Below are 24,452 nucleotides of genomic sequence, written 5' to 3'. Positions count from 1 at the left end.
TATATGCGAGGGGGTGCGGTGTATCCCCTCAATGAATTGAGGGGGATTACAGCCCACTCGCGCTCCCCCGTTTTTCTAAAAGCCTAGCTGACGTCGCCTGCGATCTTTGTGCTAGCGACGCAAAAGCAAAACCCGCTCGCTTTGCTCTCAAAAGAGCTTCGAGATCATCTCTTCTCGCCGAGCCTGTTCTTGATGATCGTGCGCAGGCTATCGGCGGTGGTCATCTGATACGGAATCTCTTTGCCATCGATGAAGACGGTGGGCGTTCCCACGACGCCGAGCGACCTTCCGCGTTGCATGTCAGCCATGATGCGTGCGTTGACGATCTGCCCGTCCATGTCGCGCCGGAAACGTTCCACGTCGAGGCGTAGCGTGCGCGCATACTCGGCGAAAATGGCGCGTGCGTCGTCGGCCTCGGCCCAGCGCGGCTGCGCGTCGTAGAGCAGATCGTGCATCTCCCAAAAACGTCCCTGCATGCCAGCAGCTTCGGCTGCGCGCGCCGCATCGAGAGCGTTCTTGTGCATGGAAGTCAGCGGGAAGTTGCGATAGACGATCTTCAACCGGTCGCCGAATTCCGGCGCGATGCGTTTGACTTCCTTGGTCAACGCGGCACAGGATGGACACTGAAAATCGGCGAATTCTTCGAGCACCACCGAGGCTTGCGCGCCGCCGCGAAAATGGGGTGGATCGGCTCCCGGCGCGATCTCACGTGCCATGGGCGATGCGCTTGCAGCCGGTTCGGCTTTGGATACGGCGGCCATCTGCTCAGTTCGCGAGCGGAACAGAACGATTCCTCCGCCCACAGCGGCGAGCAACACCGCCGCGATGATGATGAACGGCAGTTCTTTTCGTCGGCTCATCTTCGGTCTTGCGTCAAGCGCCCACGCTCATAAGACCTTGAGCGACGTATCATGAGCGGAGCGATTGACTCATCGGGACAAGATTAACCGTTCCCGCGACGGAGTGCAATCCGCCCGTTTTGATGTTGAAGCCGATTCGACGTTCCGGTATAAAAGCCCCGAAGGGTTCGGAACCGGTGTTTCACTTGCGGCACGAGGTTTGACCGACTCCAGATGAACGAGATCTCGCACATCGGTGCATCGGATGCCGGAACGTTCTACGACCGGATCGCGCGTCTATATGATTTGACCTTCAAGGTCAACGGCTACCGCCGGTCGATCGAACGCTTTCTGCTCGCAAATCCGCTCCCGCTTCCACACAACGCGCGCATTCTTGACGCCGGATGCGGCACAGGATTGCTCACCCTCTCGCTGCTGCGCGTGCTCCATCGCCCGGCGCGCATTGCGGCTGTGGACCTTTCGGCCTCATCGCTCAACGCAGCGCGGCGGGCGGTCGCGCAACAACGCGCTTTTCGCCGCCACACGGTGGAGTTCTTCCAAGCGAACATCCTGTCGCTGCCTTTCGCCCACGGATCGTTTGATCTCATCGTCACCAGCGGCGCGCTCGAATACGTCCCGTTGGACGACGGGTTGCGCGAGCTAGCGCGCGTCCTCGCGCCAGGCGGCTATCTGGTCCACTTACCCGTGCGGCCATCTCCAGCGAGCAAACTCCTCGAACTCATCTTTCGCTTTCGCGCTCATCCATTCGACGAGATCATCGCCGCTACCAACCGTCACTTTCGCATCCTGCTCAACCATCGCTTCGCACCGTTCGAACCGATCGGCTGGACCAAGATCGCCATCCTCGCGCAGAAATCATGACGTCCGCCGCACCGAGATCAAACAACAGCGTGAATTGCTGGTTGTCTTCGTTTGGTTTATAAAAGCCAGTTCGTGGAGAACATATCCAAAGAAGGACTGACGCGCGGCATACGCCGTTGGGACCTCGTCGCCATCGCCATCAACGCGATCATCGGCGCAGGGATATTCGGCCTGCCGGCGAAAGTCTTCTCCCTCATCGGAGCATACAGCATCGTGGCGTTTGCCGTCTGCGCGCTGGTCGTCGCGCTCATCGTCCTCTGCTTTGCCGAAGTCGGGAGCCGCTTCGACGCGACTGGCGGGCCATATCTTTACGCGCGCGAGGCGTTCGGACCGACGGTTGGCTTTGAGGTCGGGTGGTTACTCTGGCTCGTGCGCGTAACGGCCTTCGCGGCAAACTGCAACCTGCTGGTCCAGTATGCGAGCTATTTCTGGCCGCCGGTCGGCTCCGGTGCATGGCGCGCCGCTCTGATCACCGGCGTCGTCCTTCTGCTCACGGTCGTCAATCTGCTCGGCGTGCGCGAGACGACGCTGGTCAGCAACCTTTTCACGATCGGCAAACTCATTCCGCTCCTGATCCTGGTCGCCGTCGGACTCTTCTTCATCGCGCCGGAGAACTACTCGTTCGATGCGCTTCCTGACTACAGCGCCTTTTCGACCTCGGTGCTGCTGCTCATCTACGCTTTCACGGGGTTCGAGATGGCCGTTATTCCGGCGGGCGAAGCGCGTCATCCGCAACGCGACATCCCCTTCGCCGTGCTCGTTGCAATCGCCATCGTCGCCGTGCTCTTCATCCTCATCCAAACGGTCTGCATCGGAACGCTGCCCGAACTGGCCGAGTCGGAAAGGCCGCTTGCCGATGCCGGCAGTCGCTTTCTGGGAGCGGCGGGCGGCGCGCTGATCTCCGCTGGCGCGATCACCTCCATCATCGGCAATCTAAACGTCGTTCTGCTCGCTGGATCGCGTATGCCGTTCGCCATGGCCGAACGCGATCAACTCCCGCGCGTGTTGGCTGCGACGCACCACAGGTTTCGCACGCCGCACGTCTCGATCCTCGTGACGGCAACAGTAGTGCTCGCGTTAACGCTTTCGGGGACGTTCATCTACGCCTTGACGGTCAGCGCGATCACGCGACTGGTGATCTATGCCGCAACGTGCGCTGCGCTGCCGGTCTTTCGCCAGCGCGAGGACGAGCTTCGCACGTCTGGATTTCGCGCTCCCGCCGGCACGTTGGTCACCGCCCTCGCGCTCGGACTGATCCTGTGGCTGCTCGCCAACAGCACGTGGCGCGAGGCGCGCGATGCGACGATTGCCGCCCTTTTGGGCCTCTTAATCTATTTCATCCACAGAAAGGTGAGAAGGACAAGGCGAGATTCTCATTCACAAAGCGACGGGGGAGAGTCAACATCCTCTTCCGCAAAGCGGTGAAACAGAGCCTCAACGCTCGGCGCTGTAAACGATGCGCCCATCGACGATGGTCAACAAGACGCGCGTCTTTTCGATCTCGCTGGGATCGATGCGAAAGATGTCCTGCGACAACATGACCATGTCAGCCAGCATGCCGGGCGCGATTCGTCCTTTCTCCTTTTCAGCGAACTCTGCATAGGCTGAGCCAACCGTGTAAGCCCGCACTGCCTCTTCCACCGTGATCTTTTGTTCAGGCACCCAGCCGTTCGGGTTCTTGCCGTCGAGCGTGCGGCGCGTCACCGCCGCGTAGACGCCGAGCAAGGGGTTGAGCGGCGCAACGGTCCAATCGGAGCCGAAGGCGAGCGTCGCGTTCGCGTCGAGCAGCGCACGAAAAGCGTAGGTCGTTTTGATCCGTTCCGGCCCGATCCGCTTTTCGGCCCAGCGGCCATCATCAATGGCGTGATAGGGTTGCATGGAAGCGATGACGCCAGCGCGCGCAAAACGCGGGATGTCTTGCGGTCTGATGTGCTGTGCGTGTTCGATGCGAAAACGCCGATCGCGCTCGCCGTTTTCGCGCGCAACTCGTTCGTAGATCGAAAGTATTTCGTGATTGGCCCGATCGCCGATGGCGTGAATCATCACTTGCAATCCCGCACGGTCAGCGCCGCGCACGCGCTCCAACATGCGTGGCATCTCGTCGCTGGCCAGCCCGCGCGTGTTCGGCGCGTCTTTGTACGGCTCGAAGAAGAGCGCCGTCGTCGAACCCAGACTTCCATCGGCGAACCCTTTGAGGCCACCGATGCGCAACATCGCCGAACCGAAAGCGGCGCGCACGCCGACCGCTCGCAACCTCTCCCATTGTGGCAGAGGTGAAACGGCGTAGATGCGCGTCTTCAACTCGCCGCGTTCGAGCAGAACTTGGTAAACGCCCACATCCGCGCCGGCGGAGACGTCTTGCACGCTGGTGACGCCGAGACTCGCTGCATGCTCGGTGGCGCGGCGCGCCGCTTCGAGTTTCTCCTCAAAACTCGGCTCCGGCATGATGCGATAGACGTAGCTCATCGCCGCATCCTTCAGGATCCCCGTCGGCTCGCCCGTTTTCGGATCGCGCACGATCTCGCCGCCTGGCGGATCGGGCGTCTGGCGCGTGATGCCAGCCAGCTTCAAAACGTAACTGTTGGCGAGCGCCATGTGCCCATCCAAACGATTGACGAAAACGGGCCGATCCTTGGTGAAAGGGTCGATCAACTCCTTGGTCGGAAGCGGCGCGCCGGGCCAACGTTCGTGATCCCAATCGCCGCCGGTGATCCAACGCCCCGACGGAAGCTTTTCCGAGTATCGTCGGATGCGCTCGGCAAATTCTTGTGGGCTATCGGCGTCGCGCAGATCGACGCTCGAGAGCTGAAACCCGCCGCTCATGAAGTGAACGTGCGCGTCATTGAAGCCGGGAAGGATCAACCGCCCGCCCGCATCGATTGCGCGCGTCGCTGGCCCGATGAGCCGTTTTATCTCTGCGTCGGAGCCAACGGCGACGATGCGGTTGCCGATGACGGCGACCGCTTCGGCCTCAGGGCGCCGTTCATCCATGGTACGAACCCGCGCGTTTGTGATCACCAGATCGGCCATGACGCCTTGACCTTCGCCTTGCGTCACAGCGGACGCCACAAGACAGACCGCGAAGAAGAACTTCAACCACATTCTCATCGGATCGAATTCGAAGCGAAGTTTAACATCTCACCGCGCATATACGCCAACCTTCGAGATCGAACGAGCAGGCTCCGGCGACGATTGATGTCAGAGCGTTCCCCTCGCCGACCTTCACTTCAAGCGACGAAACAACCGAAAGCCGTAAGCCTCCAAGCTTAAGGTGGGCAACCCCATTGGGCGCTTTGCGGAGGCGGGGTCCGGCGTGATCTCCGCGAACGAAGCGCCTTCGGCGACTTCCACTAAACCTAGAAAAGGACGGTTCGAGAGGTTGATGGCAACCAACAATTCTTCCTTGTCGCCGCGTCGCAAAAAGGTGACGATGCGCGCCTCATCCGAGTTGGCCAGCCAGACCAGTTCGCCGTGTCGCAAGGCCGTGTGCTGGCGTCGCAACGCGATCATGCTTTTGTAGAAGCGTGGGAATTCGGGCCGACGCTCCGCAATGGCCCAAAAGATCGGTTGTTTCTCGAAGAGCGCCGGCGCGCCCGATTCGGTCGTATCGCCAACTTCCATGCCGTTGTAGATCATCGGCACGCCGTCGAGCGTAAAGACCAGCGCCGACGCAGCCAGCGCCCCGCGTTCGCCGAAACGGGCGATGGCGCGCCGTTCGTCATGATTGTCAGAGAAGCGCATGTGCAGCGCGCCGCGAGGGAAACGCGCGCGCTCCTCTTCCCATGTCGCGCGCAAGGCGGTCGCTGGCGCGCGCCCCATCAACACGTCCGTCAGAGCGTTGTGCAGCGGCCAAGAGTAGTCCAGATCGAAAGCTTTGACCAAAAGGTCAGGCGAGTGCCATTCGGCCAGCATCACGATATCGGGCTTGATCTTCTCCAATTCAGCGCGTGCCATTTCCCAGAAATCGGTTGGCACCATGCCGGCGACGTCGCAGCGGTAACCGTCGATGTCGAACGCGCGCACCCAATAGCGCAGAACATCCAACATATAGGCACGCAAGCGCGGGTTGTTGTAATCGAGATCGGCGACGTCGGCCCAATCGGGAACCGGCGGGATGATGCGCCCTTGCGCATCGCGCGTGTAGAAATCTGGGTTCTTCATCATCACGCTGTCCCAAGCCGTATGATTGGCGACCATATCGAGGATGACGCGCATGCCATGCCGATGCGCTTCCGCAACCAGAAGCTTCAGGTCGTCCGCCGTACCGTAATCCGGATTGATCGCGTAGTAATCGCGCACGGCATAGGGGCTGCCGATGGTCCCCTTTTTCCGCTCTTGCCCGATGGGATGAATCGGCATCAACCACAGGATGGTCACCCCGAGCGATTGCAGCCGGTCGAGTTGCGTGATGATGGCGCGAAAATTCCCTTCGGGCGAAAAGGCCCGCGGAAAGATCTCATAGATGACCCCGTCGCGCACCCAGTCGCGCACTGGGCGCGCTTGCTCCTTGGACCAATCACGCGCAGCCCCTTGCTGCGCGCATTTCGCCGGGCGCAACGAGGCGGTTAGTGCTGCGATCAAAGCGAGCGCGAAACAGAACGTTTTCCTCGTCATTCTTCTTTGATCCTCGCTTCGTATTCCACAACGCCGCCGTTGCATTGAGTCCTTTATCGTCTTTCGTCTTCTCTGTTTCTCCGCGACGCAAATGCTTTCCGCTCGCCTTTGGCACTACCGATCGCGGCCGATTCCGCGCGTCTTAACGCTCACGTAGATCGGTGCCGCCATCGACCAACCCCGTGCTCGGCACGGGCTGCGCCGCTTCTGGCAGAGTCAACGGTTCCGTTTCGTCGGCCTGCAGGACCGCCGTCGCAGGGATGCGCGCTGGCACCTCTTTCACGCGCACAACGCAGAGCGCCGCGGCGACCAGACAGGTCGCGCCGAAAATCACCATGTAGAGTGGCGTATTCGGATTGTCCGCGCCGAACGTCGCCCGAATCAACGGACCGAAAGTGAGCGCCTGGAGTATCTCCGGGATGACGATGAAGAAATTGAAGATGCCCATGTACACGCCCATGCGTGCTGGCGGCAACGCTCCGGCCAGAATCGCGTAGGGCAGCGACAAAATGGAAGCCCAAGCGATGCCGACGCCGACCATGGATAGCATCAACAGCCACGGGTCGCTGATGAAATAGACCGAATAGAGTCCCGCCGCACCGCACAACAAGGCCAGCGCATGTACCGCCCGACGGCCCATCGCGCGGGCCAGTTTGGGCAACACAAAGGCGATGGCGAAACAAGTGATCGAATAGATCGAAAAGGTCAAGTTGCCCCACTCCTGCCCCTGAGTGTAAGCGGGCGAGCGCGCGTCGGTTGCGCCAAAGACGTGGCGCGCCACTGCCGGCACGTAGAACAGCCACATGCTGAACAGGCCTAACCACGTGAAGAACTGGACCACGGCGAGCTGCCGCATGGTCGGCGGCATTTCGCGCATGGCCGAGAAGATTTCGCTGAAATAAGCGGCCACGCCACGCTTTTCGCGGCGCCGACGTTCGAACTCGGCCATGTCTTCAGGCGGATACTCGTTCGTTGTCGCAACGGTCCACAAAACGGCGAGCAAGAAGACGACCGCGCCGATTTGGAAAGCGTATTTGACGGTGAGCGGAATACCGCTTTCGGTCGTGCCCACAATGCCCCACCGGCTGAAGAGAAAGGGGAGCGCGCCAGCAAACGTCGCGCCGAGGCCGATGAAGAAGCTTTGCATGACGAAACCAGCGGTGCGTTGCTCTTCGGGCAGCTTATCAGCGACGAACGCGCGAAAAGGTTCCATCGAGACGTTGATCGAAGCGTCGAGGATCCAAAGCAAGCCAGCGGCCATCCAGAGCGTCGAGGAGTCCGGCATGATAAAGAGCGCAGCGCTTGCCAAAATCGCGCCGACGAGAAAGTACGGGCGCCGACGTCCTAAACGGTTCCACGTGCGGTCGCTCATCGCCCCGATGATAGGTTGTACGACCAATCCGGTCATGGGCGCAGCCAGCCAAAGGAAAGGGATGCGGTCCGGATCAGCGCCGAGCTTTTCATAGATAGCGCTCATGTTGCCGAGCTGCAGTCCCCAACCGAACTGGATGCCGAAGAAGCCGAAGCTCATGTTCCAAATCTGCCAGAAACTCAAACGCGGTTTCTCCATCACTTCTTCGCTCCTCCTCACTTTGGTTGCGCAACGAAGATGCTCGCTGCACGCGCCGGAATGACGACACGGAACCTTCCGCCCGAAACGATCACATCTGGCGCAACGCCCAGTCGGTCACGTAAGCGCACGCCCTCTTCGATCCCAGCCTGTCGCGCGTCAAACTCAATGGTGGCTGGTTTCGCGTCGTTGTTGAAGACGACGACGACGGACGCTTGTGGCGTCGCGCGCGCATAAGCGTACTGCTGATCGGCGACGTAAAGGTTGATCAAACGCCCACGCCGCAACGGTTCCAATTCAGCGCGCAGACTTAACAGCCGTTGCACATGATCGAACGCTTCGTTCTCTTCGGGCGTGCGCCCCTGGCGCGTGAAAGCGTCGCGCTCGTCGCCTGGAAAGCCGCCCGGGAAATCGCGTCGGTTATCGGGATCGCCGCCGCCGCGCATGGCGATCTCGTCGCCGTAGTAAAGCTGCGGGATGCCGCGCGTCGTCAGGATAAAAGTCTGCGCCAGCTTCAACCCGGCCACCGTCGCTCCGGATTCATTCATGAAGCGCGGCATATCGTGATTACCGAAAAAGACGACGAGCATGCTAGGGTCGACGTAAAGGTGGTCGCGCGCCAACATCTGGGCCAGTTCCTTGATCGGTTTGCCTTCGGCAAAAGCGCGACGCAGCGGGAACAGGAGCGGAAAATCGAAAAGGGCATCGATCTTGGAATCGATCCCGTCGAAACGCGCCGCGCCGCCTTGAAAGAAGGAGACCAGCGCCGGATCCCCATCGTAAAGCTCGCCGACCACTGTAAAGCGCGGATATTCGCGTTTGATGGCCGTCATCCAACGGTTCCAGAAGGCGCGCGGCACGTAGGGTAAAGTGTCTTGGCGTATGCCGTCGATGCCGGTCATGCCAATCCACCAAAGCGTGTTTTGAATGATGTAGCGCGCCACCTCCTCATCGTTCTGATTGAGGTCGGGCAGGATGTCGATGAACCACCCTTCCAGCGTCGGGCGTTGCATCTGCGGCGCGGCGTTCGGGTCCTGCAACGTCCAAGCTTGAAATGGATTGACGAGGTGCTGCGCTTCGGTTCCGTTGTACCATGTCGGCGTCGGCGAATCTTTCACCCATGGATGGTATGGGCCAGTGTGGTTAGCGACTTGGTCCTGTATGACCTTGATGCCGAGGGCGTGGGCGCGCTCGACCAATTCGCGCAAGTCGGCCATGTTCCCGAAATGCTCTTCGACGCCGTAGAAATCGACCGCGCCGTAACCGTGATAGTCCGTGATCGGCGCTTTCGGCTCGCCCGGACGATCCGGATACTGCTCGCGCTCGTTCAACCGATCGTTGTTGTCATACCACGGATTGAGCCAGATCGCAGTGACGCCGAGTTCCTTGAGATACGGCAGACGGTCGATGATGCCGCGAAAATCCCCGCCGTGATAATAACGCGCGCGCCGCCGGTCATATAGGCCGCGAGATTTCGGCGGATCGTTGTTCTTCGGATCGCCATCGGCAAACCGATCGGGCATGATCAGGTATATAACGTCGTCTGGTCCAAAGCCCTGAAAGCGTCCGCGACGATCGAGCGGGGCGGAGATCTCAAACGGCACCTCGACGCTTCCTCCCGGAGCGATGATGCGCAGCGCGCGCCGACCGGGACGCGCCTCCGGCGCGACCTCGACATCGACGAAGAGATAAGTCCCCGCAGCGTTGACGCGCACCAACCCGATGAGGATGCCGCTCCCCACCGGTTCGACGCGCGCGCCCGCGAGATTGCGCCCGCGCACGAGCACGCGCACGGGATTGATCGAATGATTGGCCCACCAATTTGGCGGTTCCACCTTGAAAACTTCAGGGCGCTGGGCCAGCGCGCCAACGGCAACGACCCAGATGAAAAAAGCGACAGCGGCGATTCGCCTGAACTTATCTTCTAACATCTTCGTATGATCCGCTGAATTCCAGTCGGCGATGGGAGCGAAGAGGCGATCAATCGTTCGCCTGGCCGGTCTCCTCTTACTCTCCGTTCACTCATCAGGTCTGGGAGCGAAAGACGCAAGATCAGTCAAGCGTTCGCCCGTACAGTTCAGCCAGCTCGCGCAACCGTTCGGCGTGGCGAGTGGTGAGCGCCTCCTTTTCGTAACGCCACTGCCAGTTACCTTGCGTGCTCGCCGGCAGATTCATTCGCGCTTCGCTGCCAAGCCCGAGTACATCTTGCAACGGGACGATGGCCGTATCGGCGACGGAGGCGAACACGGCGCGGATGAAATCCCAATTGATCTCGCGCCCGTCAGTGTTCAAGTACTTCAAGCAAAAGCGTCGTTCGCGCTCGATCTGTTCAACAGTTCGCGTCGAGCCTTCGCCTGCCTTTGAGTTGAACCAGCCGACGGTGGTGTCGTTGTCGTGCGTGCCCGTGTAAACGACGACGTTGCGCACATAGTTATGCGGCAGGTCTAGGTTGCGACTGTCGCCACCGAAGGCGAACTGCAAAATGCGCATTCCGGGGAAACCGAAGCTATCGCGTAGCTCGACGACATCCGGCGTGATCACGCCCAAATCTTCAGCGATGATCGGCAGCTCGCCCAATTCGCGCGCGAGCGTTTCGAACAGCTCACGACCGGGCGCCGGCACCCACTGCCCGCGCTCGGCCGTTTTGTCTCCACCCGGAACCTCCCAACAAGCAGCGAACCCGCGAAAGTGATCGAGCCGAACGACATCGACCATCTGCAACGCCCAACGCACGCGCTCGACCCACCAGCGAAAGCCTTCAGCGCGGAGTCGCTCCCAATCATATATCGGATTGCCCCAAAGTTGCCCTGTCGCGCTGAAATAATCGGGCGGAACGCCGGCCACGACACGCGGAGCGCCGTTTTCGTCGAGCTTGAAGAGGCGCGGGTTGGCCCACACATCTGCCGAATCGTAGGCCACAAAGATCGGGATGTCGCCGATGATCCGCACGCCGCGCTGGCGGCAGTAGTCTTTGAGCGCCAACCACTGTTTGAAGAAAAGAAACTGCGCGAACTTGTGCGCCTCCACGCGATCGCGTAAGCGCACACGCGCCTCGGCCAACGCCCGTTCATCGCGCAACGCGAGACGTCGGTCCCAACGGTTCCATGCCGCTCCGCCGTGCTCGTCTTTGAGCGCGCGAAACAACGCGTAGTCGTTCAACCACGAAGCCGCCCACAAACAAAACCCGTCGAACTCTTGGCGCAGCGCGTCGGAACCGAACGTCCTGAACCGTTCGTAAACCTTTTCGAGCAAAGATCGTTTGAACTCGATGACGCGCCCGAAATCGACGCGCGTGATGGGGAACGCTGGCGCAGCGGCAATGTCACTGACTTCAAGCAGACGCTCACACACGAGCACATCGGGGCTGATGAGCAGCGTGTTTCCAGCAAAGGCCGAGAAACATTGGTAGGGGGAATCACCGTAGCCGGTCGGGCCAAGCGGCAAGACTTGCCAAAGCGTCTGCCCGCTGTCGGCGAGGAAATCAACCAGAACGCGCGCCTCCGGTCCGAGATCGCCAATGCCATAAGGCCCCGGCAAGCTGGTCGGATGAAGCAGTATGCCGCTCGCTCTCTGTTTCAAGATCACTTTTCGCCACAGAAGTTTGTTGTCAGATCAAATTTAAAGGGGCGAAGACGGCACTAACCCCCTTTGGACCAGCGCATCGCAGTTGAAACAAGGGTGTCGTCCCCGCCGACGAGGCCCGAGATCATCCTGCGCCGAGGCAAAATCTTCAACCGAGTTGCGCGTCCTCGTCAAGCTCGCCCGGCACCGATTCGTTCCCGTAGATCGAGCGGCGAGCACGGAAAGCCCGTCGCTTCCGAAACGAGCGACGCGATCCGCCAGCGCTAAACTTTCGAGAAGCCGCGCTGCACGACGCGCCGCATATGGTTTGGACGGCGCATCTTAGAGGGAACCGACCGACGCTCACATCTCATCTGACTTGTTCGGTGGACATGGGTACGCCATCGTGGAACTCGCGCGCGTCGGCGCCGCACATCTCATCGGAATCACTTGCTCGGTGGTTCTGGGTTCATTCGACCGCTTCGATGATGCTCCCGGCAGAGCCTCAGATCACTTGCTTGCCGTGGCGCGAGGACGCTTGGCCCTCAGCGTTCGCACGTGCGCGACGACGAGCGCGACATCTTCAGCGGAGAGCTTGCGTCCGAAGGCGGGCATGCGTTCTTCGCCGTTGGTGATGACCTCGGCGATACGACGGTCGCTCATCTCCCACTGCCACTCCGGATCGGTGAGATCGCTTGCTTGCAAACGCCTGCCTAACGGCGTCTCGCCACGCCCATCACTGCCGTGACAGCGCGCGCAGTTCTGAAGGTAGAGTTCCTTGCCGCGCGCCGCTTCCGGCGTTGGTTCGCACTCTTTAACTGCGCTTTCGGGTCCAGTCTTTGCGTCGTGACCTTGTTGGCTCCGGTCCAGTCGGGCGAGCGCCGCTTCGCTTAATAGCAACAAGCCGATGATAATGGCGATGACCTTGGCTCGATTCTGTTTACGCAACTCCACGCTCTTCTCCTTGGCGAACGACGAGAAGAGAGGCTCAATGAGGTTCAGTCCCGGGCCTCTCCGTCCCGCTTTCGGCCTTGATTTTTAAAGACACGCGTTGAATCTTTGTCAGTGCCCATGCGCCACCAGCGCGCCCGATTTTGCGTCCAAGTCGTGGACGTGGAACGGGACGCTTTCGAGCTTCATTTCCGCGTGGCGTCGCAAGAAGTCGGCAGCGATGTGCGTCACGCTCGGATCATCCTTGAGATCGGCGAAGGTGCGTGCGTGCTGTTGCGCCTCTTCGTTCATGCCGAGTTTGCGATAGATGAGCATCATGTTGTAGTGCGCGCCTGTGTCCTCCGGATCGATGGCGAGGATCCGCTCGTAGAATCCGCGCGCCGCCACGTAATCGCGCTTGATCTTCATCAATTCGCCCATCTGCTGCAAAGACAACCGATCGCGCGGATAGACTTCAAGCACGCGCCTTAGATCCTCTTCGGCAGCCTGCAATTCGCCTCGCTTGAGGCGGACGCGCGCTCGCTGAAACATGGCGCGCATGTTCTGCGGGTCATCGCGCAAAGCCGAGTCGATCAATTCGGCAGCTTCATCCCAACGGTCAAGCTCGATCAACGCGAGCGCCCGATTGATCTTCGCCATCGGGCGGTATTTTTCGTCCATCTCGATGACGCGCCCGAAGACTTCAGCCGCCAGCGCGAACTGCTTTTGATCGAACGCGGCGATGCCGTAGTTGTTCCAACGCCGCCAATCGGGCATGAACCCTTTGGCTTTCGGATCGGGCGTTTGCGGCTGATTCTCGCCGATGCGCAGCACTTGCTCAGCCGTCGCCATGGTCACGATCGGGTAATCGACCGATTTGCCGAGCGCGTAATCCTGATAGACGCGCGTGAAACGGCGGTAACGCACGCGCGCCGTCAATTTCACCAGCCCGCCGACCTCCTTGGGGATAGTGAAACGATATCGCGCCACATCCGAACGACCTGAATGGATCTGGTTGTTCTGCGCGATGGCGCGCGTTCGCCAGATCATGTGCTTGTCGTTAAAGGTGCCATCGGCCATCACGAGATAGGTCTTGTAGTTGTGCGCTGACTCATCCAGGTAACCATCCGGTTTGATGAAACCGGATTGGTAGAGCGTCCGTCCCGCCGCGTCCGACACCGTAAACTCAACGTATGCTTCGTAGAAGTCGCGCAGCTCGGGCGGGAATGAGTGACCGATGTTCTTGTTCGTGATGACCACATCGACGGTGATCGCGTCGCCCGGTTCGATCACGAAGCGGCTGCGATTCACTGGCGCGATGAACTGCTCTTCGCTGCTGCCGCGCGGCTGGCGCCTGATGGCGAAGATATCCACGCCGATGGCGTCGTTCTCCAAGAACCGGCGCACAGCTTCAAGCTGCTCGTTCCAGCCATAGAAATACGGGATGGCCGTGTTGGCCGCTGCCCACCGATGCGAAGCGACCGCGCCGTTTTTCGCCGACACGTCGTAGAGCTTCACCTGTTCGGGCTGCATGTGGCAAGCGCGGCAGTCCATTTTGTCGCGCACGTAGAACGGATGCGGCGACTCTTTGGAAAAAGAGGACATCTGATGTTCATCGCCGAGCGAGAAAGTGCGGATGAACTTGTAATCGTTTAATTCGCGCGGCACTTGCGATTTGTGACAAGCGGCGCAAAACCACGTTGACTTCAACACCGGACGCATCATCGCCCGCCGGTGCGACGGGATGTCGTTCAGTATATCCTGATCCGTGACGTCGAGCAGTTTGGTTCCGTCCTCGCGCACCAAAAGCGCTGGCTCGCCCATCACGTAGCCGCCGATCCCTTTGCCGTTGACCGATTGAATCGAGTGGCAGGCAATGCAGGAGACGCCCTCCTCATCGAACGGACGATCCTTGAAGACTGGATTCGACGTGAGAGCACCGGAAAAGAGCGCTGCAGGATTGTGGCACGACTCACAATGGCGCGTGAACTCAATGCCGCGCTGCGCAATGATGTCATTGACGTTCTTTTGGTAGAAGGGTTCGCGAAAAGAGTTGCGGTGGGCCGACTGCAACCACTGCGCGTGTACGTCCGTGTGACATTGCATGCAGCGCGTTGAAGAGATGAACTTTTCGGGCGGGATGAATTTGCCTGTCTCCGTGGTCGCGTTGCTCGGCGCGAAAGGGTTTGAGCCGAAGCGCCAATCGTAACTGGCCGCGACCTTGTCGTGGTGCAACGGCGCTTCGCCGCCAGCGCCGACGACGCTGCGCGTCGTCAACCAAACGAGGGCGAAGACCGCCAAAGTCACTAAACAAGCCGCCGCTTTTCTTCTGATCTCTTTGCTCTCCATGAGCCCGCTCCCGTTCAAGGTGGACAAGCAGAAACGGCTTCAAAGCGCCACGTGCGCACGCGCGAGCGCGACGGCCATGCCGACGAACGCCTACCGACGGCTCGCCTTCTTGTTGCCCGACAAAACAAAGGCACCGCGAGTGCACAGTTTTGCTCCGCGAAGCCTTTTTGTCATGCGACCGTAGCAAGACCCGCCGCTATAACTTTGGCTATAGCGCCTCAAAGTGCGCCGGATCGAGATCGCTCATCTGCGATGCGCATCATTAGTCGCAACGAACGCGAATATCAAAGCGCTCCCAAAGTCTGGATCGCTCCGGGCGCTTTCTGGCAATTTGCCCTATGGCGAAGCGCCGCTTAGCTGTTGCGTGCGGAGCTTTTCGTCGAACATGCGTTCTTGTTTCGCCTGTTTCTCCAAGGCTTCGAGCCGTTTGAACTCGTTGAGCGCGGCTTGCGCGCGCTCCATGTTCTTCAGGCGCGAGTAAGCGAGGAAGAGCTGGTAGTGCGCCTGCGTGTGCGTCGGATTGAGCGCTAGCACCGCTTCCAAGCGTCGAACCGCTTCCGGGTAGTCGCGCCGCTTGACGGCAATGCGCGCGTAGTCGTAGAGGGCGGGGACGTTCTTTGGGTCGATGGCAAGCGCCCGTTTGAGCGTTCTTTCGGCATCTTCGAGGCGGCCCTGTTCGAGATAGACGTAACCCAAGCTAGCGAGTGCGTCGAGGTGATCGGGTTGCTTGGCAACGAAGCTTTCGAGCAGTTGGCGCGCGACGTCGAAGTTGCCTGCGGCGCGATGCGCGTAGCCTCGCAAGTACTCGATGTCTTTGATGGTCGGATCGAGTTCGGCGGCGAGGTCGAAATCGGCTGCCGAAGCCACCCATTCGCCCTTGCGGTAGTGCGCGTTGGCGCGCGCGAGCACGTAAGCGGCTTGTTTCGGTTCGAGCTCGATAGCCGCCGTGTAGGCTTTGATCGCCTCTTCCCACACGCCAGCGCGGAAGTATTCGCGCCCGAGCATGTAGTGGTACTTTGAGTTGCGCGGCTCACGTTCGACGGCGTGCCGAAACTCTTCGATGGCGTTGGCGTAATCGCCCTTTGCGCTAGCGATCAGAGCCAACCTGAAATGGGTCTCCGCCGGTTTTGGATTCAAGTCGGCGGCTTCAGCTAGGTACTGCGCCGCCTCGTCGTTGCGATCCAAGTTGTAAAGGGCGATGCCGAGGTTGTAGAGCACTTCAAAGGTGCGCGGTTGAAGCTGATTGACGCGCGCGAAGAGACGAGCTGCGCGTCCATATTGCCCGTTTTGCGCGAGCGCTGTGGCGAGCGTGAAAAGAGCGCGCGGCTCGTTTCCAGCGGCACGCTCGACCAGCTCCGCAGCGGCATCGGCCTCTCGAACTCGTCCGGCGCGATAGGCGACGTTCAAAAATGCGAGCGCCAGTTGCGGATCATCCGGCGCGGCGGCGCGCGCGCGCGCAAAATGCTCCGCCGACTTGGCGAAATCTCCTGCATCGCCGTAGAGCGCCCCCAGATTGTAATGCGCTTGCAAGTGATTAGGCTCAAGGCGAAGCACGCGCTCGAACTCAGCGATGGCTTCCGCCGTCCGTCCGCGCAACGCGAGCAGGCGCCCCAAGTTGTTGCGCGCGCTCACCAGATCCGGATCGAGTTCGACGGCGCGTTTGAACTCGGCGAGCGCATCATCAGCGCGTCCCGCGCGATCGAGCACGACGCCGAGCACGTTGCGCGCAATGGCCGAACGCGGTGCCTGTCGCACGGCTTCGCGCGCGGCCCGTTCGGCGTCGCCGAGCGCGCCCCTCTCCAGCGCGTGAACGGCAGCGGTGAGCGAGCTTTGCGCCTCCGCGTTCAGTGCTCCGGACGCATCCTTTCGTTGTCCCGAAGCGACCGTCGCGAAGAGCGCGAGCGCCACAATGATTGCCTTGAACGGCAAGAGGATCGCCGCCATGCGGCGCGCTCGTTTTCGCATGTCGAAGCTTGCTTCTCGCATAAGCCTTCCGCTTCACGGCTTCGGCGCGGCTCCCGCGCGAAACTCAGCGTTCAACCGCTCTACGGTGGCAAACTCGCGCGCGGCTTCTTTATCGCGCCCGAGACGCTTAAGCGCCAACCCCAGTTGGTAGCGCGCATCGGTCCGGTCCGGGGCGAGCGCGACGGCGCTTCGCAATGGTTCCAGCGCTTCCGCTGGACGATTGGCGAGCAGCAGGGCGCGTCCGAGCGCCCATTGCGCCTCGAAGTTTTTCGGCTCGAGCGCCGTGGCGCGTCGCAGGGCGGCGATTGCATCCTCGATCTTTCCTTGTTTGACGAGGAGCGCGCCGAGTCCGAGTTGACCGTAAATGGATTGCGGTTCGCGCTGCCCGATCTCTTGATACTCACGCATGGCCGCTTCCGCATCGCCCAACGCTTCGAGCACCGTCCCGAGAAGAAAATGGGCTTCGGCGTGGCGCGGGTTGAGTCTGACGGCAGCGCGCAGGCTCCGCGCTGCTTCGGTGTAGTTGCGCATCATATATTGAACGCGCCCGAGGTAGAGGTTGGCATCGAAGCTGGCCGGATCGAGCGCCACGGCCTGCGTCAAGGATTCGAGCGCCTCGCGTTCGGCTCCGCCGCGCGAAGCGAGGATGATGCCGAGAAGCGTATGTGCCGGGGCGGCTCCCGCGTTCAGACGAAGCGCGCGCCGCGCCTCGCGTTCCGCGTCGTCGATGCGCCCGGCGTTGTAAAGCGCGAGGGCATGGAAGTAGGCCGCTTCCACCGAGTCCGCTTGACGACGCGCAAGCTCATCAAAGACCTCGACTGCTTCCTGCCACCGTTGCATTTTCAAATAAGCGAGGCCAAGATCTAACCTTACGCCGTCGAGCGTCGGATCTTGTCTGAGCGCCGTGCGAAAACCTTTCACCGCTTCCGCCAGATCACCCCGGTCGGCAGCCAACAGCGCGTTGACGTAAATGACACGCGGGTCTGACGGGCGTGCATCGAGAAGCACATCGAGTTGCGCTAAAGCTTGCGCCGTGTCGCCGAGCAGACGGTAAGCGGCGATCAGTTCGAAGCGGACCTCGTATTGTCGCGGATCGAGTTCCAGCGCGCGGCGCAGATATTTGACCGCTTCTGGCAGAAGTTTGACATCGCCCGTGCGAAGCAGAAACCTTCCCAGTTGGTAGTTGGCGACGAAGTTCTTTTCGTCCAGCTTCAACGCCGCGCGTTCGGCTTCAATCGCTTCGGCGAGCTTGCCTAGTCTCCACAAGGCGTAGCCCAGATTGGCCCAGTATTCGGCGCTCTGCGGCTGCAACGCAAGCGCACGCCGCAAATCATCGTGCGCCTCCGCGTAGCGCCCCAAGCGCATGCGCGCGAGCGCACGTTCGTTAAGCGTTTCGGCATCGTCCGGGGTGCGCGCCAGCTTGGCCGTCGCCTCGGCTTCGGTGCGTTCGGCCTTCTTCTCCGGCGAACTGAAACGTTCGACATGTGAGCGCTCCTGCTGCCCTCTCGCAAGCGCACAGCAGAGGAGAAGCGTCACCGTTGCGGCGAAGATGACACGCATCGAAAACATCGTCTAGCTCAGCGGCCTACAGATTGTAGCAGAACGCTTGCCCGAATGCCGCCCGAAATGGCACTTCCGCCGGACGGCGAGAGCGCATGACGCGCGACCGTTGCGCATCTTCGACCTACTGGTTCGGCACGTCAAGGGGGCTCTCATTTTGGACCAATGAAAACCATTCCGGTCGCTCGTCTTCAATATGACGGTTCGGCGCGCCGGGAGGTTCAGACGCCTCCGGCGCGCCGGGCTTGATTTCGGTCACAGGTTTCAGAAGAGCAATTTGGCGCGGTACTGAATGACGCGCCCGGATTGCGCATTGAACCTGATGATGCCGAAGTCGTCGTTGTTCACGTTGTTTTGCGGCACGGTGTAGTTAGCATGGTTGAAGAGGTTGAAGAACTCCATGCCGATTTGCAACTTCACCTTCTCGCTCAGCAGCGTGTTCTTGAAGACGGACATATCGGCAGTGTAGATAGCCGGGCCACGGAAGGTGTTGCGCCCCACGTTGCCGAAGAAGATCGTCGTGCCGGCAGCGTTGGTCACGCTTCGCAAAAAGCGCCGGTCGGTGGTAAAGGCCGCTGGGTTAAGCAGCCTTCCGGGCGGCACGTTGGCGAACGGGTCGCCGATAAGCGATGGCCGCACGATCTCGTTGGCCGCCACCGAATACGGGTAGCCCGTGCGCGCGTAAACGATGAAGTTGAGCTGGAATCCACCGAAGAGCTTATCGACCGCGCCACCACGATTGAAGAAGCGTTGTCCGCGACCAAACGGCAGGTCGATGATGGCATTGGCCGAAAGCAAGTGGCGAACGTCGAGCGAAGAGTTGCCGCGGTCGCTGAGCGGATCGAGCGGATTGATCGGCCCGCCGCGACTGCCGCGCTGCTCCCCAAGCCCATTAAAGATGCCGGTCGAGTTATCGATGGTGTGGCTCCAAGTGTAGGAGACCTGTCCGCCGACGTTCTGCGAGAAACGCTTCTGCAACTGGACCTGCATGCCGTCGTACCAGGATTTCGCGCCATTGGTGTAGAGCACGGCGTTGGTCAAAAACTGCCCGGCGCGATTTCGCGCTTCGGCTGAACCGCTGGTCGAAATATCCCGCGCATAAAGGAGGTTGCGCGAGCGATTGCCGACGTAACCGATGTCGAGCGAGTAGTCGCGCGCAAATTGCCACTGCAGGCTTAGCTGGTACTGGTGCACGTAGGTCGTGCGCTGCTGCGGATCGACGGCGAAGACGCCGATGAACGAAGGCAGAGTATTCGGATCAACTTGCGGCACATCGGGCGGTCCGGTCTGCAGGCTGAAAGTCGTCCGATCCGGTCCAGTGCCAGCAAACTGCTGTTGACCGAAACCAACGCTGTTCGAAAACGGTGGGTTGCGCACGCCTGGCGGATAATCCACACCATCGAGCGCGTAGAGCAACCCGTAGCCGCCGCGCAAAACGAGGTTTTTGCTCTTGTCGAGCGCGAGAGCAAAGCCAAGGCGCGGCCCGAAGTTATTCTTGTCCGTTTCCACCAAACGGTCGCCGCCGCCCGAAGCGACGACGACGCGCCGCTGTTCGATGCTGTAGAGGCTGTAGCGTCCGTCCCTTTCGGAGAAAGGCAGGAAGAGGTCGTAGCGCAAGCCGAGGTTGAGCGTCAAGCGTTCGTTGACCTTCCAGTCATCTTGCACGAATAGACCGATCTCCTGTGAACGCAAATTGAACGGACCACCGAAGATCTTACCTTTGGAGACGAACAACGCCGGCACGCCGAGCAGTATGTCAGCCTGCGCGTTGCCGCTCGTACCAAATGGGATGCCGTTGGCATCGACGTAGCATTCCCCGTTGGCGGCGCGCGATTCGGGCGGACAGTTTGGATTCGGCCCTGTGCGCGGCCGTAGCTCCGTGTTGAATGGCGGATTGTAACCGGCGAATTGGAACTGCCCCTTGAGCGCGCCAGTGCGTCCGGCATCCACTGTGTTGAGGTAGCGCAGACGAGCTTCCCCGCCGAGTTTGATCGTCTGGTCCCCTTTGATGATGGTCAGCGTATCGGCGAAGTACGGGTTCTTGCTCTTGACTTGGAAGAGCCCGCCATCGCCCGTGAATTCGTGAAAGCCCGTGCCGAAACCGCCGATCAAAGAGCCGCCCGAAGCGACCAGCGAACCATCATTAGCGTTCGGGATGCCGATGTCGCGGGCGAAAGTGGGGCTTACGCCGCACGCGCCGCCAACGCCACAGTTGAAGATGGAGATCTGAGTTTGCGTAACGCCGAAGCGGAACTCGTTGAGCAGCGTCGGGCTGAAGGTCTGCGTGCTGGTCAACACGAACTGGCGCGCGTTGCCGCGCTCTTCGCCCGCGCCGAAACCGGCGGTTGGGATATTGCCCGGAAAGAGGTTCGCGCGATTGGTCGTCAACCGTTGTTCATTGAAGCGCCCGGTGAGCGAAACTCTCTCGCTGAAACGGTGGTCGATGCGCAAACCGAAGTTGTTGATGATCTCGCGATTAGCGCGTTGCGTGAAATAGTTGCGCGCTTCGAGCGAATCGCTTGGGTTGAAGACGTTGCGCGTTGGAAGCGGAAAGGCGTTCAGGTAGTTGCGTCCGACGGTCGTTTGGCGGCTAAGCGGGATGATGCCGCCAGGGAAAGCTCTTCCTGTGCGCGGGTCACAAACCGGACCATCGTTTGGGCCATTGGTCCGTCCATCGCCGTCGCAATCGATGTTCCTGAACTCGGTGAAGTTGCCCGTGCGCGAAAGAGCCGTCGGCACGGTCGAATTGGCCGGGAAAGGCAGGTTGTTGCGCTGCCCCAAATATTCGACGAAGAAGAAGGTTCGGTCGCGCCCGCTGATGAAGACCGGACCGCCTTCGCCAAATCGCGGAAGATTGAGTGGACCGCCGAGCGTGCCGCCGAATTCGTGGATCTGTTGGACCGGTTTCTTCAGCGCATCGAGTTCGAGAACCGAAGCGCGCCGAGCCAGGGCTTCGGCAAGGCGCGTCTTCAGGACCGGATGGTAGGCGTTGAGCGCCGAATTCTGTCCGTAGTAGTAGAGGCTCCCGTGAAAATCGTTCGTGCCCGAGCGCGTCGTCACGTTGATGACAGCGCCGGAAGCGCGCCCTACGTCAGCCGGCGGAATGCTCGTCGAGACTCTGAATTCGGCAATCGCATCCGGGTTCGGAAAGATGCCGATGGTCCCGAATTGCGGTTCGTTGTTATCGACCCCATCGAGCGTGAAGTTGTTGTTGGTCGGACGTTGCCCGTTAACCGACAAAGCTGCGCTACCCGAGCGAGCAAAGCGCGACGTTTCGGTTTGTCCGTTCTCGTTGCCCTGCCCAGGGCCGCCGTTGCCCGCGCGCGGGTCGCCGTTGTTGAACGCGCGCGGGTCGCCCGCGATGCCGATGTTGATTGAACGCGACACGCCTGGCGTCAAGGTGGCCAGTTGCGTGAAGTTGCGGCCTGACAGCGGCAACTCGGTCACTTCGCGCCCGGTGATGACGCGCCCTCGCTCGCTCGATTCCGTCTGGACCAGCGGCGGTTCAGCCGTCACCGTCACCTCGCCAGCTACGCCCGCTGGCGGGAGTTGCACGTCCACCGGCAAGCGATCGCCGATCTGCAACACGATGTTCTCGCGCGTCACCGTTTGGTAGCCGGAAGCGCTGACCGTGATGCGGTAGGTTCCGATGTCGAGCAGCGGGGCCGCGTAAGTCCCATCGTCGTTTGTCGTCACTTGCCGTTCGGCGCCAGTGGCGACGTTGGTGATGGTTACGGTCGCATTGGGGATCACGCGGCCCGTTGTGTCCGTAACCGTGCCGACGATGGTCCCTCTAGTGGTCTGTGCCGGCGCCGTCAACGCCCAAGCACCGACGATCAAGCACAAAGCGACGATCTGACGAATCGACCGCCAAATGTGCAGCTTCCTCTTCTGCATAAGCGATTCTCCATTCCCCATTTTCGAAGCAACCGACATCATGCCAGCGGCTCCAGCGCCGCTCGCCAGTCTCCCTCCGTGAAGTCCTCCGGTCGTTCCTGCTGGTCCTCATCGCGTGACGAACACGGCATACCCGTGCGGCGGCGTCCAGATGGCCGTGATGCTCGCGTTTCTCCATTCCGAAGCTTTGGTCGCAAGCGCCTCCCACCACGTGCCGTTTCGGTTGGCGGCATCCACAGGCACGTTCCAATAAAAGGCCTGCATCATGACGTCGTTCTGCGCGCGCGTCGCCGAAACCACCGGCCCCATGATGAGACACACAGCGATGCATAGCCTTGCAAGGGGACGCACCAAGCCATGCCCGCGCACGTTCGTTCTATTCGCTCCGCACATGACTTCCGGCAAATTCCAACCGCTCGTTAGGCTCCTCTTAAACTGGCTAATGCAGGAGCCATAATCCATACACACACGACCAAAAGGAACCAGGCAAGTGCGACGAAACAGCTCGCTAGCGTCATCCCCATACACGCACGATCAGAAGGCATACACCTCTCTCACACATCGGTTCTTTCATCCTCCTCGAATCGATGGCCTAAAGCCTTCGACCGAAACTTTTCTGGGCGCGATTTAGGTAATGGGCGCTGACGATGAACTGCTCCCTCCCGCTGCCAAAATCCATGAAGACGACGTTCGCGCCTCTAGCTGGACAAGCGTCCGAGACATCCTCGTGGGCAAAAATGTCAGAACTTTTGTTGTTCTGACCAACGAACGAACCCGTATATATCTCAAGTTCTAGACCGGTGTCAACCCTTTTTTCCTCTCTTTTCTGTCACTTTTCTCTAAAGATTTGCGTTTCATGCGAAGTGTTCAAAGCCTTTCGATGTAGGCGAAACCAAGCAATAGACGCCTGCTCCTTGTGGCACGAGCGCCAAGGTATAACAAAAAGTAGACGCGCTGTCGGCTTCCCGCGCCCTCGGCAAAGCGTTCAAAGCGGCGCGCATGAGATGTTTTGCCCTCGCATGTGATTCGGCAGAACCTCTCGGACGTCAAGAACGCCAGATACAGACGACTCTGGAGCAACCCGAATATCACACACAGGCCTTTCAGGCATTGTCTCGTAGGCGAAGCTTCTCGTCGTTCACTCTGCGACGAGCTTTTTCGTCTCGGCGATCAGCTCGCAGTTGCGTTCGTAAGATAGACCTGTCGGATCTGTCCGGCGCGCTGGATAGACGTGACTGCGGTAAACTGTATAGGCTTCCGTGCGCAGGTGCGCAAGCATGTGATGGCCCATGCGCGTTGCGCGCTCGTGGCGAAGCGCCGAAACGTCCACGGGCGCGACGACGATTCTCTCACCCGGTCCAGGCGATGCCTCGGCAAGCACGCGCCCGTCGAAATCGACGACCTGACTTCCGCCAGGCCACGAATAAGGCGGATAGTGTCGCAGGCTCGCGCCTTGATTGGCGGCGACGACGTAGCCGATGTTCTCGATGGCACGCGCGCGGTTGATCACCGTCCACCAAGCCATCGGTTCGGTTGCGCCCCACGGATCCATGTAAGCCGAAACGCGGATGAGGATTTCCGCTCCGTTAGCGGCAAGTTGGCGAATGGTTTCAGGAAAGAGCCAATCGTAGCAGATCGCGCAGCCGATCTTACCAATGGGCGTATTTGCTACGGGAAACAGCGGCTCATCGTAGCCGTCGAGATCGTGCGGGCTGGTGTGCACTTCGTACGGGATCCACGGATTGACTTTGCGGTATTTGTAGAGGATCCCTTCCGGACCGATCAAACAAGTCGTATTGAAGACGGCGCCGGGCCATTTCGGATCGATTTCAAGCATGGAGCCGGATTGAATGTAGATGGCGTGGGCGCGCGCCGCTTCTACCAGTCGCTCGGTCTGCTCGTTCGGGATAGGCAGCGCAAGCTTCTCGCGCAGTTCAGCCAGCGTCGGGTAGATGGGGGCTGCGTGCGCGAACTCCGGAAAGACGATCAAGCGCACGGGCAAGAAAGGAGCGGCGCCGGCGACGGCGCTTTCGATCATCGCGAGCATGCGGTCGGTGTTACGCTGCATCTGGCGCCGATCGAGCGGATTCGGCATGTCGGTTTGGCAAACGGCAACGGAATAGCGTATTTGGTTCTCCATAGGTTGATCCTTGGGGAAAATAGACCCTCAGAATCTCGGACTCCAGAATGCGCTTCGCATTCTGAGAAACGTCCACGGCCTAGCATCGCCGAACGACCACACAGGCGTTATCCTTCAAGAATCCTCTTCGCGCGACTCAACACGC

General features: G+C 60.3%; 15 protein-coding genes. 2 read left to right on the top strand and 13 right to left on the bottom strand.

Translation table 11 applies throughout. The annotated features are described in order from the left end of the window. Positions 1 to 164: 164 nt before the first annotated feature. Complete coding sequence (locus C4334_RS06535) at positions 165 to 860, bottom strand: DsbA family protein (protein ID WP_352431278.1); 696 nt, start codon at positions 858 to 860, stop codon at positions 165 to 167. Positions 861 to 1,073: 213 nt separating this feature from the next. On the opposite strand from C4334_RS06535, the gene C4334_RS06530 reads away from it, so the two are divergent. After that, positions 1,074 to 1,721 carry a class I SAM-dependent methyltransferase gene (locus C4334_RS06530; protein WP_352431277.1) on the top strand — a complete coding sequence of 216 codons (648 nt, stop codon included), beginning with the start codon at positions 1,074 to 1,076 and terminating at the stop codon, positions 1,719 to 1,721. Between the two features lie 72 nt (positions 1,722 to 1,793). Beyond that, the gene (locus C4334_RS06525) at positions 1,794 to 3,146 is read left to right on the top strand and encodes an APC family permease (protein WP_352431276.1); all 1,353 of its coding nucleotides are present in this window, start codon (positions 1,794 to 1,796) and stop codon (positions 3,144 to 3,146) included. Positions 3,147 to 3,155: 9 nt separating this feature from the next. Here C4334_RS06525 and C4334_RS06520 read toward each other — a convergent pair whose 3' ends face one another. From C4334_RS06520 to C4334_RS06465, 12 genes are all read right to left on the bottom strand, one after another. Next, positions 3,156 to 4,823 (bottom strand): amidohydrolase, encoded by a 1,668-nt coding sequence (locus C4334_RS06520; protein ID WP_352431275.1) that lies wholly within the window; start codon positions 4,821 to 4,823, stop codon positions 3,156 to 3,158. 120 nt (positions 4,824 to 4,943) lie between these two features. Continuing rightward, positions 4,944 to 6,335 carry an alpha-amylase family glycosyl hydrolase gene (locus tag C4334_RS06515; protein WP_352431274.1) on the bottom strand — a complete coding sequence of 464 codons (1,392 nt, stop codon included), beginning with the start codon at positions 6,333 to 6,335 and terminating at the stop codon, positions 4,944 to 4,946. A 142-nt stretch (positions 6,336 to 6,477) separates the two neighbouring features. Further along, positions 6,478 to 7,905: an MFS transporter gene (locus C4334_RS06510; protein WP_352431281.1), complete on the bottom strand. Its 1,428-nt coding sequence runs from the start codon at positions 7,903 to 7,905 to the stop codon at positions 6,478 to 6,480. A gap of 17 nt (positions 7,906 to 7,922) precedes the next feature. Then, complete coding sequence (locus tag C4334_RS06505; RefSeq protein ID WP_352431273.1) at positions 7,923 to 9,836, bottom strand: alpha-amylase family glycosyl hydrolase; 1,914 nt, start codon at positions 9,834 to 9,836, stop codon at positions 7,923 to 7,925. A gap of 121 nt (positions 9,837 to 9,957) precedes the next feature. After that, positions 9,958 to 11,484 (bottom strand): 4-alpha-glucanotransferase, encoded by a 1,527-nt coding sequence (gene malQ, locus C4334_RS06500; protein WP_352431272.1) that lies wholly within the window; start codon positions 11,482 to 11,484, stop codon positions 9,958 to 9,960. 492 nt (positions 11,485 to 11,976) lie between these two features. Next, positions 11,977 to 12,420, bottom strand: coding sequence for a c-type cytochrome (locus C4334_RS06495; RefSeq protein ID WP_352431271.1), 444 nt, complete (start codon positions 12,418 to 12,420; stop codon positions 11,977 to 11,979). A 108-nt stretch (positions 12,421 to 12,528) separates the two neighbouring features. Beyond that, on the bottom strand, positions 12,529 to 14,745 hold the full coding sequence (locus tag C4334_RS06490; RefSeq protein ID WP_352431270.1) for a tetratricopeptide repeat protein: 2,217 nt from the start codon (positions 14,743 to 14,745) through the stop codon (positions 12,529 to 12,531). A 336-nt stretch (positions 14,746 to 15,081) separates the two neighbouring features. After that, complete coding sequence (locus C4334_RS06485) at positions 15,082 to 16,710, bottom strand: tetratricopeptide repeat protein (protein ID WP_352431269.1); 1,629 nt, start codon at positions 16,708 to 16,710, stop codon at positions 15,082 to 15,084. Between the two features lie 33 nt (positions 16,711 to 16,743). After that, the gene (locus C4334_RS06480; RefSeq protein WP_352431268.1) at positions 16,744 to 18,279 is read right to left on the bottom strand and encodes a tetratricopeptide repeat protein; all 1,536 of its coding nucleotides are present in this window, start codon (positions 18,277 to 18,279) and stop codon (positions 16,744 to 16,746) included. 255 nt (positions 18,280 to 18,534) lie between these two features. Beyond that, entirely contained in the window at positions 18,535 to 22,167 is a 3,633-nt protein-coding gene (locus C4334_RS06475) for a TonB-dependent receptor (RefSeq protein ID WP_352431267.1), read from the bottom strand. Positions 22,168 to 22,275: 108 nt separating this feature from the next. Continuing rightward, positions 22,276 to 22,476: a hypothetical protein gene (locus C4334_RS06470; RefSeq protein ID WP_352431266.1), complete on the bottom strand. Its 201-nt coding sequence runs from the start codon at positions 22,474 to 22,476 to the stop codon at positions 22,276 to 22,278. An 829-nt stretch (positions 22,477 to 23,305) separates the two neighbouring features. Beyond that, entirely contained in the window at positions 23,306 to 24,307 is a 1,002-nt protein-coding gene (locus tag C4334_RS06465) for a nitrilase-related carbon-nitrogen hydrolase (protein ID WP_352431265.1), read from the bottom strand. Positions 24,308 to 24,452: the final 145 nt, after the last annotated feature.

Source organism: Pyrinomonas sp., from assembly GCF_040289685.1.
Lineage (GTDB): Bacteria > Acidobacteriota > Blastocatellia > Pyrinomonadales > Pyrinomonadaceae > Pyrinomonas.
This window is presented reverse-complemented; position numbering and strand designations above follow the sequence as displayed.

Coding starts and splice junctions, on each gene's coding strand:
- C4334_RS06535 (WP_352431278.1), bottom strand. CDS start 860: ATGAGCCGACGAAAAGAACTGCCGTTCATCATCATCGCGGCGGTGTTG.
- C4334_RS06490 (WP_352431270.1), bottom strand. CDS start 14,745: ATGGAGAGCAAAGAGATCAGAAGAAAAGCGGCGGCTTGTTTAGTGACT.
- C4334_RS06520 (WP_352431275.1), bottom strand. CDS start 4,823: ATGTGGTTGAAGTTCTTCTTCGCGGTCTGTCTTGTGGCGTCCGCTGTG.
- C4334_RS06470 (WP_352431266.1), bottom strand. CDS start 22,476: ATGGGGCCGGTGGTTTCGGCGACGCGCGCGCAGAACGACGTCATGATG.
- C4334_RS06530 (WP_352431277.1), top strand. CDS start 1,074: ATGAACGAGATCTCGCACATCGGTGCATCGGATGCCGGAACGTTCTAC.
- C4334_RS06465 (WP_352431265.1), bottom strand. CDS start 24,307: ATGGAGAACCAAATACGCTATTCCGTTGCCGTTTGCCAAACCGACATG.
- C4334_RS06510 (WP_352431281.1), bottom strand. CDS start 7,905: ATGGAGAAACCGCGTTTGAGTTTCTGGCAGATTTGGAACATGAGCTTC.
- C4334_RS06505 (WP_352431273.1), bottom strand. CDS start 9,836: ATGTTAGAAGATAAGTTCAGGCGAATCGCCGCTGTCGCTTTTTTCATC.
- C4334_RS06485 (WP_352431269.1), bottom strand. CDS start 16,710: ATGCGAAAACGAGCGCGCCGCATGGCGGCGATCCTCTTGCCGTTCAAG.
- C4334_RS06480 (WP_352431268.1), bottom strand. CDS start 18,279: ATGTTTTCGATGCGTGTCATCTTCGCCGCAACGGTGACGCTTCTCCTC.
- C4334_RS06515 (WP_352431274.1), bottom strand. CDS start 6,335: ATGACGAGGAAAACGTTCTGTTTCGCGCTCGCTTTGATCGCAGCACTA.
- C4334_RS06475 (WP_352431267.1), bottom strand. CDS start 22,167: ATGCAGAAGAGGAAGCTGCACATTTGGCGGTCGATTCGTCAGATCGTC.